A 15,429-nucleotide genomic window follows, 5' to 3' on the forward strand; every position below is an offset into this window, starting at 1 on the left:
AATCGCCCCGGTAGATTCATTGTTACCGGGGCGATTTGCGAGACCGCACGTCGTGTAGCAATCCATAAGCTCAGGACGGCGTTATCAATTCGACTGAAGGGAAATAATTGCGGTAACGCTTGGAGTCTCTTGTCAACAAGGGCAATTTTTTAACGGCCGCATGTGCTCCGATGAAAAAATCCGCCAGAACATTATGCTTTCCACCGCCAACCTTCCGATACTTCACGAAGGCCTTACCAGCTAAAAACAGTGCGGGTCTGGGAATGTCCTGCATGACCAATCCCAGTTGATTCACTACTCCGTCCAATGCCTCAAACGTCGAAAATGTCTGTGATAGCTCTGCATAAACTATCGGATTGATAGCTAACTCATGGATCAGTGATTGAGCACGAAGTTGCTGAATCGACCAATCGGCCCAGACCGGATCGTCTTCGAGCACATCAATCAACACATTCGTATCGACCAGCACCATCAATCATCCCCTCGGAGCAAGGCCATTAAATCATCGGTTCGCCATTTGATATCGGCTTTGCCCCTTACGGCATCAAATCGATCAGGAGCTCGCGCTTTTCCCGATTCGCGCTTAGCACTATGCAGAACCACTTCGCCATGATCGTTGACGCTGAACTCAATGGCCGAGCCCGGCGTAAGATGCAAAGCATCACGAATTGGCTTGGGAATTGTGACTTGCCCCTTGCTGGTCATGGTCGTCGACATGTCATACCCCTAAAGTATTACTCAATGGAACAACGTATTACTTGATCGAGATATCCGCAACCGCCGCTTATCGCAGGATTATTTTTACCGTATTGCAGGCCTCGACCTCTTAGCCCTGATGGCACCCATGCAGTTCATTCCGTGGACCCAAATAGATAAAGGAAAAACTACGGCTTGGGCGGTCGGTTGCTGCTGACACTACAAAATCAGGCATTTCCTACAGATACTGCCTTCAGAAATAAGCCCGCTTTCCTACAGAAGGTATCGATAGAGCCGACTTGGCGTCTTGGGTGGCTAGCCGATAGGCTTTCTCTCGGCGGCGAAATCAGCGGCCCGGTGTCGGAGCCGGAGTAAATATCAAAACGGCGTGACCGCACTCATTTGAGTGGCGGCTCTATTCTCAACATTGGAGTCGACAAATGCCTAACCACGTCCAAAATCTTTCTGAAAGTTCTGACTTCTTCACCACCACAATCTTCACCCGCCACAACCGCTTCCTCCACGCCTTCATGCAAAAACACGAAGCCTGGTTCTGTGTTCAGGATCTCGGTCGTCTGATGGGCTATCCGCTAAACGAACGCCTCACCCTGAAACTCGATCCCGACCAGCGCCGCCATGTCCTCCTGCGTCGGGATGGCGAAATCGTCGATTGCGCGATGGTCAGCGAGTCCGGCCTGTTCGCCCTGCTCGTCCATCACTTCGTCCCGGAAAACCGCAACCTGCGCCAATGGCTGAGCCATGAAGTGATTCCGATGTTGCGCGAAACCCAATCAAGCCCTGTGGAAAACCACCCGAGCTTGAGCTCAATGCATTGGGCAGGCGTTACCGTGCCGTTGCTGCACTGGCAACAGCAGGCGTGGGTCAAATGGCGGGATGTGCCGGAGTTGATGCACGGCCAGCGGCCGTATCCAGTATTGGGAACGTGTAGCTGATCCAAATAAAAAGGGGCAGACCTTTAAGTCCGCCCCTTTTTATTCCACTCAAAACCGCGAAACACTCCTCATCGCATCCACCAGATACCGCATCGCGATCCGGTCGCTCTCCGAAAGCTCTCGATAACGCTCCACCAGCTTCAGCTCATCAGAGCTGAGCCGGCGTCTTTTGCGGCCGCTGCCGAGGCAGGGAAAGATGCCCAACATGTCGGTGATGCCTTGTATTTTTGCCATGGACGATGTCCTTCTCTAATACGTCAAAGAACTGCTCAACAACCACATCGCCCTGCCCCTTTCAGCAGCGTCGTGTGCCCCACCGGTCTGGAGGTTCGCGACCGGTCATGCCCATAGAATAGAAATTAAATCGGCGCTGAAAAGGGTTATTTAGAGTAATTAGTCGAAAAAAGCAGATATGCCGTGTAATTCAGAAAGCCCTGTCGGAAAAAATACTGACATGTCTTGTTTCATTGCCAGATCGAGCCTTGTAATCAATCATTTCTGCTCGACAATCGAACCGTTTAAGCTAGCCGGCATCTGTTTATAGTCCGTTGCGTTTGGCCGAAGGCTTGTCCGAACCGTTATTTCTGATCCAGCACGTGCCAGGAAAGGCGCGGGATTGCACACGACAGGTTGTATTTATGCACCGCAGGAATTTGCTCAAAGCGTCCATGGCCATTGCGGCTTACACCGGTCTGTCGGCCACCGGCCTGCTGGCTAGCCGTGCCTGGGCTGCCAACGGTGGCGCGGCTGATGGCGAGGCTCAGGCCTTTGACTTCGAAGCGCTCAAGCGTCAGGCCAAGCAACTGGCCGGCAGTGGCTATCAGGACACCAAACAGGTGCTGCCGCCGACACTGGCGACCATGACCCCGCAAAACTTCAACGCGATCCGCTACGACGGCGAGCATTCGTTGTGGAAGGAGAACAAGGGCCAACTGGACGTGCAGTTCTTCCACGTTGGCATGGGTTTCCGTCAGCCGGTGCGCATGTATAGCGTCGATGCCAAGACCCGTACCGCCCGCGAGGTGCATTTCCGCCCGGCGTTGTTCAACTATGAAAACACCTCGGTCGACACTCAACAGTTGAAAGGCGACCTGGGTTTTGCCGGCTTCAAGCTGTTCAAGGCGCCGGAGCTGGATCGACATGACGTGCTGTCGTTCCTCGGTGCCAGCTATTTCCGTGCAGTGGATGCGACTGGCCAATATGGCCTCTCGGCGCGTGGTCTGGCCATCGACACCTACGCCAAGAAACGCGAAGAATTCCCTGACTTCACCAAGTTCTGGTTCGAGACACCGGACAAGAACGCCACGCGGTTCGTGGTCTACGCCCTGCTCGATTCGCCGAGCGCCACTGGCGCGTACCGCTTTGACATCGATTGCCAGGCCGAGCGCGTGGTGATGGAAGTCGACGCGCACATCAATGCGCGCACGGCCATTGAGCAACTGGGTATCTCGCCGATGACCAGCATGTTCAGCTGCGGCACCCACGAGCGCCGCATGTGCGACACCATTCACCCGCAGATCCATGATTCGGATCGCCTGGCGATGTGGCGCGGCAACGGCGAATGGATCTGTCGACCGCTGAACAACCCGGCGACTCTGCAATTCAACGCGTTTGCCGACACTGATCCGAAAGGTTTTGGCCTGGTGCAGACCGATCACGAGTTTGCCAACTATCAGGACACCGTCGACTGGTACAGCAAGCGCCCGAGCCTGTGGGTAGAACCTACAACCGCATGGGGCGAAGGCTCTATCGATCTGTTGGAAATTCCTACAACCGGCGAGACCCTCGATAACATCGTGGCGTTCTGGACACCGAAAAAACCGGTGGCCGCCGGGGATTCGCTGAACTATGGCTACAAGCTTTACTGGAGCGCACTGCCGCCGGTGGGTACGCCGTTGGCGCGAGTGCATGCCACCCGTTCCGGCATGGGGGGGTTCACCGAAGGCTGGGCGCCGGGCGAGCATTATCCGCCAGTCTGGGCCCGTCGCTTTGCCGTGGACTTCACCGGTGGCGGCCTGGATCGCCTGCCGCAGGGCACCGGGATCGAACCGGTGGTGACCTGCTCGAACGGCAAGGTGCAGGACTTCAGCGTGTTGGTGCTGGATGACATCAAGGGTTACCGGATCCTGTTCGACTGGTATCCGACCAGTGACAGCGTTGAGCCGGTGGAGCTGCGGTTGTTCATTCGCACCAATGACCGCACGTTGAGCGAGACCTGGTTGTATCAGTACTTCCCGCCGGCGCCGGACAAGCGTAAGTATCCTTGATGACTTGAGGTGCCTGGACGGGCCTCATCGCTGGCAAGCCAGCTCCCACAGTGATCAACGTTGACACGTTGACCGTGTTTCAACACAAAACCTGTGGGAGCTGGCTTGCCAGCGATGGCGGCTCCCCAGGCACTGCATAATCAAAAGATGAAAATCAAAAAGCCCTGGCCATCACTGACCGGGGCTTTTTGCTTTTATCGCTGCTCAATCAATCGCGCAAATCAGACTCGTGAATCGGCTGATCACGATGAGTCGCGCGCTGATACTGCGCCGGCCACACCGCTTTGCGTCCACCGAGGTCATCATCGGCATGCAGCGGCCAGTAAGGATCACGCAGCAGTTCACGGGCGAGGAAGATGATATCGGCCTGACAGGTGCGCAGGATGTGTTCGGCTTGCGCAGGTTCGGTAATCATTCCCACAGTGCCGGTGGCGATGCCTGACTCTTTGCGTACACGTTCGGCGAAACGCGTCTGGTAGCCCGGTCCTACGGGAATCTCGGCGTTGGCGGCGGTGCCTCCGGACGAAACGTCAATCAAATCCGCGCCCAGGGTGTGCAGACGTCGCGCCAGCTCAACGGTTTCGTCCGGGTTCCAGCCGTCCTCGACCCAGTCGGTGGCCGACACGCGGACAAACAGCGGCAATTCCTCCGGCCAGACAGCGCGGACGGCTTCGGTGACTTGCAGTACCAGCCGAATGCGGTTTTCGAACGAACCGCCGTACTGATCACGGCGTTGATTGCTCAGCGGCGAAAGAAACTGATGCAGCAGATAACCGTGCGCGGCATGCACTTCAACCACACTGAACCCCGCCGTCAACGCACGTTTGGTGGCATCGACAAAAGCCTGAACAACGTCGGCGATTTGCCCTTCATCGAGCTGTTTCGGTTGTGTGTGTTGCGGGTCAAAGGCAATCGGCGAAGGCCCGACCGGGGTCCAGCCGCCATCGTCGAGTTTGACGCTGCCGTGCTTGCCAATCCACGGCCGATGGGTGCTGGCCTTGCGCCCGGCGTGGGCCAGCTGGATGCCGGCGACAGCGCCCTGAGACGTGATGAAGCGGGTGATGCGTTGCAGCGGTTCGATCTGTTCGTCGTTCCACAGGCCAAGGTCTTCGGCGGTTATCCGTCCGTCGGCGGTGACTGCCGTGGCTTCGGTGAATACCAAGCCGGCGCCACCCACCGCGCGGCTACCGAGGTGGACCAGGTGCCAGTCGTTGGCCAAGCCATCGACGCTGGAATACTGGCACATGGGTGATACGGCGATGCGGTTGGGCAAGATCAGTTGGCGCAGGGTAAAGGGTTCAAGCAGCAGACTCATGGGGCACCTCTCGAATCAGTGGGCAGGCTCCAGGGTTCTGTTTGAAAAGTCGACGAGTGACAGAAAAAGGTACAGCACCCGCCCCCGCGGGCAAAAAAATCGACAAGACGTCACAAGGCCAATCAAGCAGTGCTTAGAGCCTAGTCGACAACCGGGGATGAGGGAGGGTTCAGAGTGATTCAGTGTGTGAAAGGGTGCTTTCGCGAGCAGGCTCGCTCCCACAAAGACAACACCGTACCTGTGGGAGCGAGCCTGCTCGTGAATGGCGTCAACGCGGTTCGATGTGGGCAATCATCAGTTGCACGGTTTCGTTGCCCCGGAACTCGTTCACATCAAGTTTGTAGGCCAGCTCAACCCACTGAATGGTCGGATTCGGCCAGACCTCGCGGTCGATACCGAACGCAATACCGTCGAGCTTCACCGACCCGCATTCGCTTTTCAGCACCACTTTCAGGTGCCGTTCGCCCACGACCCGCTGCTCGACCAACTGGAACACACCGTGAAACAGCGGCTCCGGGAAGTGCTGCCCCCAAGGCCCGGCGTGACGCAGGGCGCGAGCCAGTTCAAGGTGAAACTCTTCAACCGCCAGCGTGCCGTCCGAGAGCAAGCGCCCGGTCAGATCTTCTTCGCGAAGTTGCCTACGGACTTCAGCGTCGAATGCCTCGGCAAACAACGGAAAATTCTCCTGCGGCAAGGTCAGACCCGCGGCCATCGCATGGCCACCGTACTTGCTGATCAACTCCGGATGCTGAGCCGCCACCACGCTCAAGGCATCGCGGATATGAAAGCCCTGCACCGAACGCCCCGAGCCCTTGAGCAGGCCGTCGCCAGCATCAGCGAAGGCGATGGTCGGGCGGAAATAACGCTCTTTCATCCGCGAGGCGAGAATACCGATAACGCCCTGGTGCCATTCCGGATCGAACAGGCACAAACCAAACGGCATCGATTCGACCGGCAAGTCCTTGAGCTGCGCCAGCGCTTCACGCTGCATGCCCTGCTCGATGGATTTGCGATCCTGGTTCATGCCATCCAGTTGTGCGGCCATTTCCCGCGCCATATTGGCGTCGGCGGTGAGCAGGCATTCGATGCCCAGGCTCATGTCGTCCAGACGCCCCGCGGCGTTCAGGCGCGGGCCGACGATAAAACCGAGATCGGTAGAGGTAATGCGTGCAGCGTCTCGCTTGGCCACTTCAAGGATCGCTTTGATCCCCGGCCGTGCGCGACCGGCACGAATCCGCTCCAGACCTTGATGCACCAGGATTCGGTTGTTAGCGTCCAACGGCACCACGTCGGCGACGCTGCCCAGTGCCACCAGATCCAGCAGTTCGCCGATATTCGGCTGCGGCTTGCTCTCGTACCAACCAAGACTGCGCAAGCGCGCACGCAATGCCATCAACACATAGAAAATCACCCCGACCCCGGCCAGCGCCTTGCTCGGGAATTCGCAGCCCGGCTGATTCGGGTTGACCAGCGCATCGGCCAGCGGCAGTTCGTCGCCGGGCAAGTGGTGGTCAGTGATCAGCACTTTGAGCCCATGACGCTTGGCGGCGGCGACGCCTTCGACGCTGGAGATACCGTTGTCGACCGTGATCAGCAACTGTGGCTCACGGGTCATGGCGACTTCGACGATTTCCGGGGTCAGGCCGTAGCCATATTCAAAACGGTTCGGCACTAGATAATCGACATGCGCCGCGCCCAGCAGGCGCAGGCCGAGCACGCCGACGGTACTGGCTGTCGCGCCGTCCGCGTCGAAGTCGCCGACAATCAGAATCCGCTGGCGTTGCTCCAGCGCCGTCACCAGCAGGTCCACCGCTGCGTCGATGCCCTTGAGTTGCTGGAACGGGATCAACCGCGCCAGACTTTTATCCAGCTCCGCCTCGGACTGCACGCCCCGCGCCGCGTACAGGCGGGTCAGCAGCGGCGGGATATCACCAAGAAATGGCAGAGTGGCAGGCAGTTGACGAGGTTCGATACGCATGGGGTGACGGAGACTTCTCTTTAATACGTGTGATTAATCAGTTGAGGGCGCGGGCTCAGCCGCGCTCGCCTTGTAGCCATTGCAACTGGACTTCGTGCTGACCACGGTCGTCGGTGACGAAGATCGTCCCTTCGCTGATCATCACGTCCCACTTGATAACGCGAGGCATGTCCTTGGCCAAGGTCTCCAGCACTTCCTGCGGGACGGCGGCGATGTTGACGTTTTTCAGGTTCTTGATCGCCGGAATCACTTTGGTTTCCCAGACGCGCAGGCTGCCGTAGGCGAGCAGACTGGTGCGTTCGGTGCGACGCGAGCACCAGGTCAGGCGATCGGCATCTGGCTGGCCAACTTCGATCCAGTGCAGAACACGATCATCCAGGCTCTTTTCCCACAGCGCAGGTTCATCCACGTCCGACAGACCACGGCCAAACGACAACTGCTCGTTGTACCAGAGCGCGTAGGCCAGCAGCCGCACGGTCATGCGCTCTTCGGTCTCCGAAGGGTGACGGGCGATCGTCTGCTTGACGCTCTCGTAGACGCTGCGGTCGAGGTCGGTGAGGTTCAGTTCGAATTTATAGGTAGTGGACGGCTGGGCCATGAACGGGCTTCTTGATACGAGGAAAGTCGGCAAGTCTAACCGATGCTGTAGGCAATCATCGAATTGATGGCGATCAACTTTGGGCGCCTGACAGCCGGCTATGTTAAAACGCTGTATCCGTTCAGCCTTGTCCTACAGGATTCAGTATGCCGTTCGCCAATAAACCGCTCAGCGGTGTGAAAGTCATTGAATTGGGTACGTTGATCGCCGGGCCGTTTGCTTCGCGGATTTGCGGTGAGTTCGGCGCTGAAGTGATCAAGATCGAATCGCCGGACGGCGGTGACCCACTGCGCAAGTGGCGCAAATTGTACGAAGGCACCTCGTTGTGGTGGTTCGTTCAGGCACGCAACAAAAAGTCGCTGACGCTGAATCTCAAGCATCCCGATGGTTTGGTGATCCTGAAAAAACTGCTCAGTGAAGCCGACATCCTCATCGAGAACTTCCGCCCCGGCGTACTGGAAAAACTCGGCCTGAGCTGGGAAACCCTGCACGCGCTGAACCCGAAACTGGTAATGGTGCGCCTGTCCGGTTTCGGTCAGACCGGGCCGATGAAAGATCAGCCGGGCTTCGGCGCGGTGGGCGAATCCATGGGCGGTCTGCGCTACATCACCGGTTTCGAAGACCGGCCACCGGTGCGCACCGGGATTTCCATCGGTGATTCGATTGCCGCGCTGTGGGGCGTGATCGGCGCATTGATGGCGCTGCGTCACCGCGAGGTCAACGGTGGCGTGGGCCAAGTGGTCGACGTGGCGTTGTATGAAGCGATTTTCGCGATGATGGAAAGCATGGTGCCCGAGTTCGATGTGTTCGGTTTTATCCGCGAGCGCACCGGCAACATCATGCCCGGAATCACGCCCTCCTCTATTCACACCAGCGCCGATGGCAAGCATGTGCAGATCGGCGCCAATGGTGATGCGATTTTCCAACGCTTCATGCGAGTGATCGGTCGTGAGGATCTGGCCAACGATCCGACGCTGGCCAGTAACGACGGGCGTGACGTCCGCCGTGACGAGCTGTATGGCGTGATCGATCGCTGGGTCAATTCGCTGCCGTTGCAAGCCGTGCTCGAACGGCTCAATCAGGCCGAGGTACCGGTCAGCCGGATCTTCAGCGCCGAGGACATGTTCAGCGATCCGCAATACCTGGCCCGGGAAATGTTCCTGCACGCCAAGCTGCCCGACGGCAAACCCTTCAAGATGCCCGGCATCGTGCCGAAACTCTCTGAGACGCCAGGCTCGTCCGAATGGGTCGGACCGCAGCTCGGTGAACACAATGCGCAGGTACTCCACGATCTTGGCTATGACGAACAGCAGATCGCCCGACTGCGCGAAGACGGAGCCATTTGAGCTGAAACGCCAGCCGACATCGAACATCCATCGTGCCCACCACTGGTGGACGTGGCGGTTGTTCGGCTTATTGTTTCTGCTGGCCCTGCCCCCTTGGGCGCAGGCCAAACCGACGTTGATCTGGTTACTGCGCGACTTACCGCCCTTGACGATTTTCGAAGGCTCGAAAAAAGGTCAGGGCGTCATCGATCACCTCATGCCGATGCTCATCGCCGGCATGCCGCAATACGAACACACTCTTATGCGGGTCAACCGTGCCCGGGGCATGCAAATGCTCCACGAAGCCTCCTTCACCTGCGACCCGTCGCTGATCTGGAGCGAAGAGCGCGCACAATGGATCGCGTTTTCCATCCCGGCCTTCCGCGCTGTCAGTAATGGCCTGGTGGTGCGTCAGAAAGATCGCGAGGTGCTGGCACCGTTTCTGGTGGACGGGGAAATCGATCTGGCGGCGCTTTTGGCCAATGGCAAAGAGAAGGTCGGTGTCGTGGCGGAGCGCAGTTACGGTGAGCGAGTCGACAACCTGTTGCGACAGGCCCCACAGGACGCACTGACATCCCATTACGGCAACGACGCCCTCAACAGTCTTCTATCGATGCAGCGACTGGGTCGGTTACAGGTGGTGTTGGGCTATTGGCCGGAGATCCGTTATCAGGCTCATCTGGCGCAAATAGCCGAAGACGATTTGCTGTTCTATCCAATCCGTGGCAACGGTAAATACCTGTCGGGGTACATCGGTTGCTCCGACACCGCTCAGGGCCGCCAGGCAATCAGCGAGATCAATCAGTTGCTGCGTACCCTGCCTCACGATCAACTGAACCAGCTCTATGCCGATTGGCTGGATCCCGACATGCGCACCGATTACCTGGAGCAGGCCCGGGCATTTTTCGAGCAGCAGGCGACGCAGTGAACAAATTGCAGGCAAAAGAAACCCCGAGAAGTGGGGAGACGACTCGGGGTTAAACGTGGCCTACATAAAGACCCGTAGCAGCAAGCGACAAGCACCGGAGCACAATGCTTGATCCTGCTGTTATGGGGTCTGACTGACAGGGATGCAGGAAGGTTCCCACAAAAAATATTTCATTTTCAGAGCGCCGGACGCTTGCCCAGGGCCGCATTGCGCAACGCCGCGATCACACAGGGCTCCAGTCGCCCTTCGGCGATCAGGACGTCTCGATGCAAGCCATCGACGACATCGGTCAACTGACGTTTGTCGGTCAGTTGCGCCTGATTGAATTCGCGTTCCACCACAATTGCACCGCTGCTGTTCTTCAAGGTCACCAGGCATTCACCATGGGCGCCGCTTGGAGACAACGAAACCTGATACGGGCTCAGAGCCTCACCGAGCAATAGACTGATACTTTCCATCTCGATCTCCACTCAATCGTCCGAAAACATTGTGTCTGGGGCATGTCCACAGTAAATGACCACCGGCCCGAGAAGAAAGTTCTGCCTCATTCCGGTCGCAAGCATTGGAGTGTTACCGGTCGTTCAGAGCATGCACCGCGAAGATGACAGAAAAATAACCGTGCGCTTCAGGCCTCGACAGGCGGCGAAGGGGCGATCAGGTAGCTGTCCAGCAACCCTCTCATGAGCACCGCCGACACCGGCGTTTGCAGGCATCCCAGCAGCCGCAGCCTGTGTTCGCAAAGCAGCGGCTCGATATCATTCAGCAGACTCGAGGCCACCGCACCCAGCAGAATCAGCGCTCGCGCTTCACGCTGCTGCGCTAGATGCCGGATCAGGGCGAGGCCGTCACCGCCCTTGAGTTGCGGGTCACAAATGGCAATATCGACCGCGCCGCGATGCCCCAGAGAACACAAGGCCGATGGCAGCGATGGCGCGGTCAGGACGTCATAGATGCCAATGGCATTGAGCATTTGATGCAATGCCATCAACTGAAACGGATTGGGTTCAAGAATCAGGACTTTAAGCGAGCGCATGGGCGACCTCTGAAACGACAATCGCGGACTCTCACCGCAGTTGCCGTTCACTGTAGGGCAGGCGTCTTAAGCCTCCCATCGGAAAAGTAGCCGCGTCCTATAGGACATTTCCCAACTTCAATGCGGACAACGGCAACCACTCTCCGTCCGACGCTGGGTAATATCCGTCCAGCCCCCCAGCAGTCCGCGCAACTTGCCGTCGACACTGTAGAACGGCACCGTCCACTGGTAGACCTCGCGCGGGCCACTCTTGAATTGCAATTGCCGTTTACTGAAGCGTGAGGTACGCGTGCGCAACTGCACCATGAACTCTTCATGCAGCATCAAGGCCGTGGCCTCGGGCAGCGCTTCGATCTCGATCAGCAGCCGCCCCTGCACTTGATCCTGGCGTACTGAAAGCGCCTCCTCATAACTGCGGTTGCACATGACCAGGCGTCCTTGCAGATCCCGGACGAATACCGGATCAGGCATGGAATCGATCAGCGCGTGCTGAAAGGCCAATTGATCGCCCAGGCTTTGCTCGGCAGCACCGCGCTGCTTGATCACTGCGGCCAGGCGACGATTCCACACCAGCGACAGCAGGCCGAACACGCCAAGCATTGCCATTGCCCAACAGCCCCAACCAACCAGCCGTTGCCAGAGCGAAGGCGCGGGAGGCGGTGAGATGCCCTCCAGCCATTTCAGGCGAATGGCGCGTAGCTCGGCAGCGGGGAACGCCTCCAAAGCCTTGTTGAGAATGCTCAAAAGCTCAGGCATGCCCTTGCGCACCGCCAGATGATCAGCCTCCCACTTGCCTTCCACCAGCCCGCCGACCTTGAGCAGCCCCAACGGATAAAGCTGCGCACCGATTTCGTTTTCGATCGTGGCGTAAGCCTCGCCACTCTCGACCAATGCCCGCGCCTCGGCGTAGGTTTTCACCGAGCGAATTTCGATCGACGGGTGATCACGGCGGATAAGATCTTCGAGTGCGTGCCGGGCTGGCAGCACCACTACACGCTTGGCCAGTTGTTCCAGCGAATCTACCGAGGGCGCTCCCGCGCGCCCGACAAACACCCAGCCTGCACCGCCAAAGGCATGGCTGAAATCGAGAAACACCTTGCGCTCGTCACTCATCGCCAGAGTGGTACTGATGTCTGCTGCCCCACTCTCGAGGCGCTCGAGCATGTGATCGGTGGAAAACGATTCATGGTGCACAAACTGCAGACCGGTCATGGCACTGATTTGCTTGAGCACATCATTGTTCAAACCGCTCCACTGCGCGTGCTCATCCTGAAACAGATACAGCGGGTACTGCACCGACGCCACCGTCACCTTAGGGTTATCGCGAATCCATTGACGCTCATGCTCATCGAGTTCGACCGGCTGAACATGTTGTGTCCGCACATCGTCACGCAGCGCCAGTTGCGCCGCCACACTGCTGCCCATACCCGCGAGCATTCCCAACACTAACAACCAGCCCAGTGCTGGTTTGAAACCTCTATAAAACAGCATTGCCACATCCTTCGTGATCGACTCACCCGTCCTTCATGGGTGAAAACCCGAGCAGTGTGGCAGCAGAAACAAAAAAGCCCGTCAGGAGACGGGCTTCAAAATGTGACAGCTTTGGCAGGCTTAAAGTGGCTTGCCGCGGTTGCCATGCTGGCTGACAAAGGCTTGCACGGCTTTCAGCTCGTTTGGCAGAACGGTGCAGCGCTCGTTTCGCTCAAACAAATCAGAAAGATGTGCAGGTAGTTCGAGAGCTTTTCCTACACCGGCTTTTTCCACTGCGTCAGGGAATTTCACCGGGTGAGCAGTCCCCAGGATCACCATCGGGATGTCGAGGCTACGGCGGCACTCACGCGCAGCCTTGACGCCAATGGCGGTGTGCGGATCCAGCACTTCACCGCACTGCTCGTAGACTTCGGCGATGGTCTCGCAGGTTTGCGCATCGTCCACGGCCAGCGAGTCGAACAGTTTGCGCGCTTCAGTCCAGCGCTCTTGCTCGACGCTGAAGCTGCCGTCCTTCTTGAACGAGTCCATCAGACCGGCAATCGCCGCACCGTTGCGACCGTGCAGGTCGAACAGCAGACGTTCGAAGTTCGACGAAACCATGATGTCCATCGACGGCGACAGCGTGGCGTGCAAGGTTTCCTTGACGTACTGATTGCCGCTCATGAAACGGTGCAGGATGTCGTTGCGGTTGGTGGCGACGATCAGCTGGTTGATCGGCAGGCCCATGTTGCGCGCCAGGTAACCGGCGAAGATGTCGCCGAAGTTGCCGGTCGGTACCGAGAACGACACCGAGCGTGCCGGGCCGCCCAACTGCAAGGCTGCGTGGAAGTAGTAGACGATCTGGGCCATGATCCGCGCCCAATTGATCGAGTTCACCGCCACCAGACGTGTGCCTTTGAGGAAGCTCTGGTCGGCGAAGCTCGCCTTGATCATTTCCTGGCAGTCATCGAAGTTGCCTTCGATGGCGATGTTGTGGATGTTCTCGCCGAAAATCGTGGTCATCTGGCGACGCTGCACTTCGGACACGCGGTTGTGCGGGTGCAGGATGAAGATGTCGACGTTTTCGCAGTGTTTGCAGCCTTCGATGGCAGCCGAGCCGGTATCACCGGAAGTGGCGCCGACGATGACCACGCGCTCGCCGCGCTTTTCCAGCACGTAATCGAGCAGGCGACCGAGCAGTTGCAGGGCGAAGTCCTTGAACGCCAGGGTCGGGCCGTGGAACAGCTCCAGCACCCACTCATTACCGTTCAGTTGACGCAACGGCGCGACGGCGCTGTGCGAGAACACGCCGTAGGTTTCTTCGAGGATCTTTTTGAAGTCGGCGTCAGGGATGCTGCCGGTAACAAATGGGCGCATGACGCGGAAGGCCAGCTCGTGATACGGCAGGCCGGCCCAGGAAGCGATTTCTTCCTGGGTGAAACGTGGCAGGTTTTCCGGGACGTACAGACCGCCGTCGGTGGCGAGACCGGCCAGCAGGACGTCTTCGAAATTCAGGGCCGGTGCCTGGCCGCGGGTACTGATGTAACGCATGATTTCAAACCTTCGGTTTGAGCTACAAGCTTTGAGCTGCAAGCTACAAGTGAAAAGCGGCTGTGCTTTTACTTGCAGCTTGAAGCTTGAAACTTGCCGCTGGTGTTAATTCAAGTGTTCGACGCGGATCCGCACAACCGGACCGTTCACGCCAGCCAGGGCTTCGAGGGCGGCGATGGCATCGTTGATGCGCTGCTCGACCACACGGTGGGTCAGCAGGATCATCGGCACCAGACCGTCGTGTTCCTCGACTTCCTTCTGCATGATCGACTCGATGTTGATGCCACGCTCCGAAAGGATGCTCGCCACCTGAGCCAGTACGCCCGGATGGTCCTTGGCCTGAATGCGCAGGTAGTAAGCGCTTTCGCAGGCTTCGATCGGCAGGATCGGATGAGCCGACAGCGAGTCCGGCTGGAAGGCCAGGTGCGGCACGCGGTTTTCCGGGTCGGAGGTCATGGCGCGAACCACGTCCACCAGATCGGCGATCACCGAAGATGCGGTTGGCTCCATGCCAGCGCCAGCGCCGTAGAACAGCGTCGAACCGGCAGCATCGCCGTTAACCATTACCGCGTTCATCACGCCGTTGACGTTGGCGATCAGACGATCGGCCGGGATCAGCGTCGGGTGTACGCGCAGCTCGATGCCGGTAGCGGTGCTGCGGGCCACACCGAGGTGCTTGATGCGGTAGCCAAGCGCTTCGGCGTAGTTGACGTCGGCGGTGGTCAGCTTGGTGATGCCTTCGGTGTAAGCCTTGTCGAATTGCAGCGGAATACCGAACGCAATGGAGGCCAGAATCGTCAGCTTGTGCGCCGCGTCGATGCCTTCAACGTCGAAGGTCGGATCGGCTTCGGCGTAACCCAGAGCCTGCGCCTCGGCCAGCACGTCTTCGAAGGTACGGCCCTTCTCACGCATTTCAGTGAGGATGAAGTTGCCGGTGCCGTTGATGATCCCGGCGACCCAGTTGATGCGGTTGGCGGACAGGCCTTCACGGATCGCTTTGATCACCGGAATGCCGCCGGCCACGGCCGCTTCAAACGCCACAATCACGCCTTTCTCGCGGGCCTTGGCGAAAATTTCATTACCGTGAACGGCAATCAGAGCCTTGTTCGCGGTGACCACATGCTTGCCATTCTCGATGGCCTTGAGTACCAGCTCGCGGGCAACGGTGTAGCCGCCCATCAGCGCTCTGACGATGGCGATCTCAGGGTGCGTGGCGACTTCGAAGACATCGTTGGTAATCGCAATAGCGTTGTTCTGTATCTGAGTCTTTGGATTTCGATTGTCTTTTTGTGATATTTTTTTCCGTCTTCTGGTT

At 58.3% G+C, this 15,429-nt stretch carries 15 protein-coding genes; 4 read left to right on the plus strand and 11 right to left on the minus strand.

Annotation, left to right across the window (positions count from 1 at the left end; all coding sequences use genetic code 11):
* Window positions 1–70: 70 nt before the first annotated feature.
* Together ACIONG_RS24535 and ACIONG_RS24540 are read right to left on the minus strand one after the other, a co-directional pair.
* The gene (locus tag ACIONG_RS24535; protein ID WP_103306411.1) at window positions 71–472 is read right to left on the minus strand and encodes a type II toxin-antitoxin system VapC family toxin; all 402 of its coding nucleotides are present in this window, start codon (window positions 470–472) and stop codon (window positions 71–73) included.
* Window positions 472–717, minus strand: coding sequence for an AbrB/MazE/SpoVT family DNA-binding domain-containing protein (locus ACIONG_RS24540; RefSeq protein ID WP_082341390.1), 246 nt, complete (start codon window positions 715–717; stop codon window positions 472–474). The genes ACIONG_RS24535 and ACIONG_RS24540 overlap by 1 nt, the downstream gene beginning before the upstream one ends.
* Window positions 718–1,136: 419 nt before the next feature.
* Here ACIONG_RS24540 and ACIONG_RS24545 point away from each other — a divergent pair, with 419 nt between their 5' ends.
* Window positions 1,137–1,649 carry a Bro-N domain-containing protein gene (locus ACIONG_RS24545; protein WP_401303252.1) on the plus strand — a complete coding sequence of 171 codons (513 nt, stop codon included), beginning with the start codon at window positions 1,137–1,139 and terminating at the stop codon, window positions 1,647–1,649.
* A 48-nt stretch (window positions 1,650–1,697) separates the two neighbouring features.
* On the opposite strand, the gene ACIONG_RS24550 is transcribed toward ACIONG_RS24545, so the two are convergent.
* Complete coding sequence (locus ACIONG_RS24550) at window positions 1,698–1,883, minus strand: hypothetical protein (protein WP_103306409.1); 186 nt, start codon at window positions 1,881–1,883, stop codon at window positions 1,698–1,700.
* Between the two features lie 404 nt (window positions 1,884–2,287).
* Between ACIONG_RS24550 and ACIONG_RS24555 the strand changes: the two genes are divergently transcribed.
* Window positions 2,288–3,916 carry a glucan biosynthesis protein D gene (locus tag ACIONG_RS24555; RefSeq protein ID WP_401303255.1) on the plus strand — a complete coding sequence of 543 codons (1,629 nt, stop codon included), beginning with the start codon at window positions 2,288–2,290 and terminating at the stop codon, window positions 3,914–3,916.
* A gap of 208 nt (window positions 3,917–4,124) precedes the next feature.
* Here ACIONG_RS24555 and ACIONG_RS24560 read toward each other — a convergent pair whose 3' ends face one another.
* From ACIONG_RS24560 to ACIONG_RS24570, 3 genes are all read right to left on the minus strand, one after another.
* Entirely contained in the window at window positions 4,125–5,231 is a 1,107-nt protein-coding gene (locus ACIONG_RS24560; RefSeq protein WP_401303257.1) for an NADH:flavin oxidoreductase/NADH oxidase, read from the minus strand.
* A 268-nt stretch (window positions 5,232–5,499) separates the two neighbouring features.
* Window positions 5,500–7,209 carry a single-stranded-DNA-specific exonuclease RecJ gene (gene recJ / locus ACIONG_RS24565; protein WP_103306406.1) on the minus strand — a complete coding sequence of 570 codons (1,710 nt, stop codon included), beginning with the start codon at window positions 7,207–7,209 and terminating at the stop codon, window positions 5,500–5,502.
* A 55-nt stretch (window positions 7,210–7,264) separates the two neighbouring features.
* Window positions 7,265–7,807: a YaeQ family protein gene (locus ACIONG_RS24570; protein ID WP_007908961.1), complete on the minus strand. Its 543-nt coding sequence runs from the start codon at window positions 7,805–7,807 to the stop codon at window positions 7,265–7,267.
* Between the two features lie 146 nt (window positions 7,808–7,953).
* Here ACIONG_RS24570 and ACIONG_RS24575 point away from each other — a divergent pair, with 146 nt between their 5' ends.
* Both ACIONG_RS24575 and ACIONG_RS24580 read left to right on the plus strand, forming a co-directional pair.
* Entirely contained in the window at window positions 7,954–9,153 is a 1,200-nt protein-coding gene (locus tag ACIONG_RS24575; protein ID WP_401303259.1) for a CaiB/BaiF CoA transferase family protein, read from the plus strand.
* Window positions 9,107–10,060, plus strand: coding sequence for a TIGR02285 family protein (locus tag ACIONG_RS24580; RefSeq protein ID WP_401303261.1), 954 nt, complete (start codon window positions 9,107–9,109; stop codon window positions 10,058–10,060). Before ACIONG_RS24575 ends, ACIONG_RS24580 begins: the two co-directional genes overlap by 47 nt.
* A gap of 176 nt (window positions 10,061–10,236) precedes the next feature.
* Here ACIONG_RS24580 and ACIONG_RS24585 read toward each other — a convergent pair whose 3' ends face one another.
* The 5 genes from ACIONG_RS24585 to ACIONG_RS24605 all read right to left on the minus strand — a co-directional run.
* Window positions 10,237–10,518, minus strand: coding sequence for a DUF3509 domain-containing protein (locus tag ACIONG_RS24585; protein WP_315446427.1), 282 nt, complete (start codon window positions 10,516–10,518; stop codon window positions 10,237–10,239).
* Window positions 10,519–10,685: 167 nt separating this feature from the next.
* Window positions 10,686–11,093: a response regulator gene (locus ACIONG_RS24590; protein ID WP_401303264.1), complete on the minus strand. Its 408-nt coding sequence runs from the start codon at window positions 11,091–11,093 to the stop codon at window positions 10,686–10,688.
* A 117-nt stretch (window positions 11,094–11,210) separates the two neighbouring features.
* Complete coding sequence (locus ACIONG_RS24595; protein ID WP_315446428.1) at window positions 11,211–12,584, minus strand: transporter substrate-binding domain-containing protein; 1,374 nt, start codon at window positions 12,582–12,584, stop codon at window positions 11,211–11,213.
* A 120-nt stretch (window positions 12,585–12,704) separates the two neighbouring features.
* Window positions 12,705–14,114 carry a threonine synthase gene (thrC, locus tag ACIONG_RS24600; RefSeq protein ID WP_401303266.1) on the minus strand — a complete coding sequence of 470 codons (1,410 nt, stop codon included), beginning with the start codon at window positions 14,112–14,114 and terminating at the stop codon, window positions 12,705–12,707.
* Window positions 14,115–14,219: 105 nt separating this feature from the next.
* A partial coding sequence (locus ACIONG_RS24605; protein ID WP_401303268.1) for a homoserine dehydrogenase occupies window positions 14,220–15,429 on the minus strand: 1,210 nt, incomplete at its 5' end.

Origin of the sequence: Pseudomonas sp. NPDC087817 (genome assembly GCF_044742875.1) — a bacterium.
Classification (GTDB): Bacteria; Pseudomonadota; Gammaproteobacteria; order Pseudomonadales; family Pseudomonadaceae; genus Aquipseudomonas.

Bases quoted from the DNA above. Each gene is read 5' to 3' on its own strand.
- ACIONG_RS24535 (WP_103306411.1), bottom strand. From the start codon at position 472: ATGGTGCTGGTCGATACGAATGTGTTGATTGATGTGCTCGAAGACGAT.
- ACIONG_RS24540 (WP_082341390.1), bottom strand. From the start codon at position 717: ATGTCGACGACCATGACCAGCAAGGGGCAAGTCACAATTCCCAAGCCA.
- ACIONG_RS24545 (WP_401303252.1), top strand. From the start codon at position 1,137: ATGCCTAACCACGTCCAAAATCTTTCTGAAAGTTCTGACTTCTTCACC.
- ACIONG_RS24550 (WP_103306409.1), bottom strand. From the start codon at position 1,883: ATGGCAAAAATACAAGGCATCACCGACATGTTGGGCATCTTTCCCTGC.
- ACIONG_RS24555 (WP_401303255.1), top strand. From the start codon at position 2,288: ATGCACCGCAGGAATTTGCTCAAAGCGTCCATGGCCATTGCGGCTTAC.
- ACIONG_RS24560 (WP_401303257.1), bottom strand. From the start codon at position 5,231: ATGAGTCTGCTGCTTGAACCCTTTACCCTGCGCCAACTGATCTTGCCC.
- recJ (WP_103306406.1), bottom strand. From the start codon at position 7,209: ATGCGTATCGAACCTCGTCAACTGCCTGCCACTCTGCCATTTCTTGGT.
- ACIONG_RS24570 (WP_007908961.1), bottom strand. From the start codon at position 7,807: ATGGCCCAGCCGTCCACTACCTATAAATTCGAACTGAACCTCACCGAC.
- ACIONG_RS24575 (WP_401303259.1), top strand. From the start codon at position 7,954: ATGCCGTTCGCCAATAAACCGCTCAGCGGTGTGAAAGTCATTGAATTG.
- ACIONG_RS24580 (WP_401303261.1), top strand. From the start codon at position 9,107: ATGACGAACAGCAGATCGCCCGACTGCGCGAAGACGGAGCCATTTGAG.
- ACIONG_RS24585 (WP_315446427.1), bottom strand. From the start codon at position 10,518: ATGGAAAGTATCAGTCTATTGCTCGGTGAGGCTCTGAGCCCGTATCAG.
- ACIONG_RS24590 (WP_401303264.1), bottom strand. From the start codon at position 11,093: ATGCGCTCGCTTAAAGTCCTGATTCTTGAACCCAATCCGTTTCAGTTG.
- ACIONG_RS24595 (WP_315446428.1), bottom strand. From the start codon at position 12,584: ATGCTGTTTTATAGAGGTTTCAAACCAGCACTGGGCTGGTTGTTAGTG.
- thrC (WP_401303266.1), bottom strand. From the start codon at position 14,114: ATGCGTTACATCAGTACCCGCGGCCAGGCACCGGCCCTGAATTTCGAA.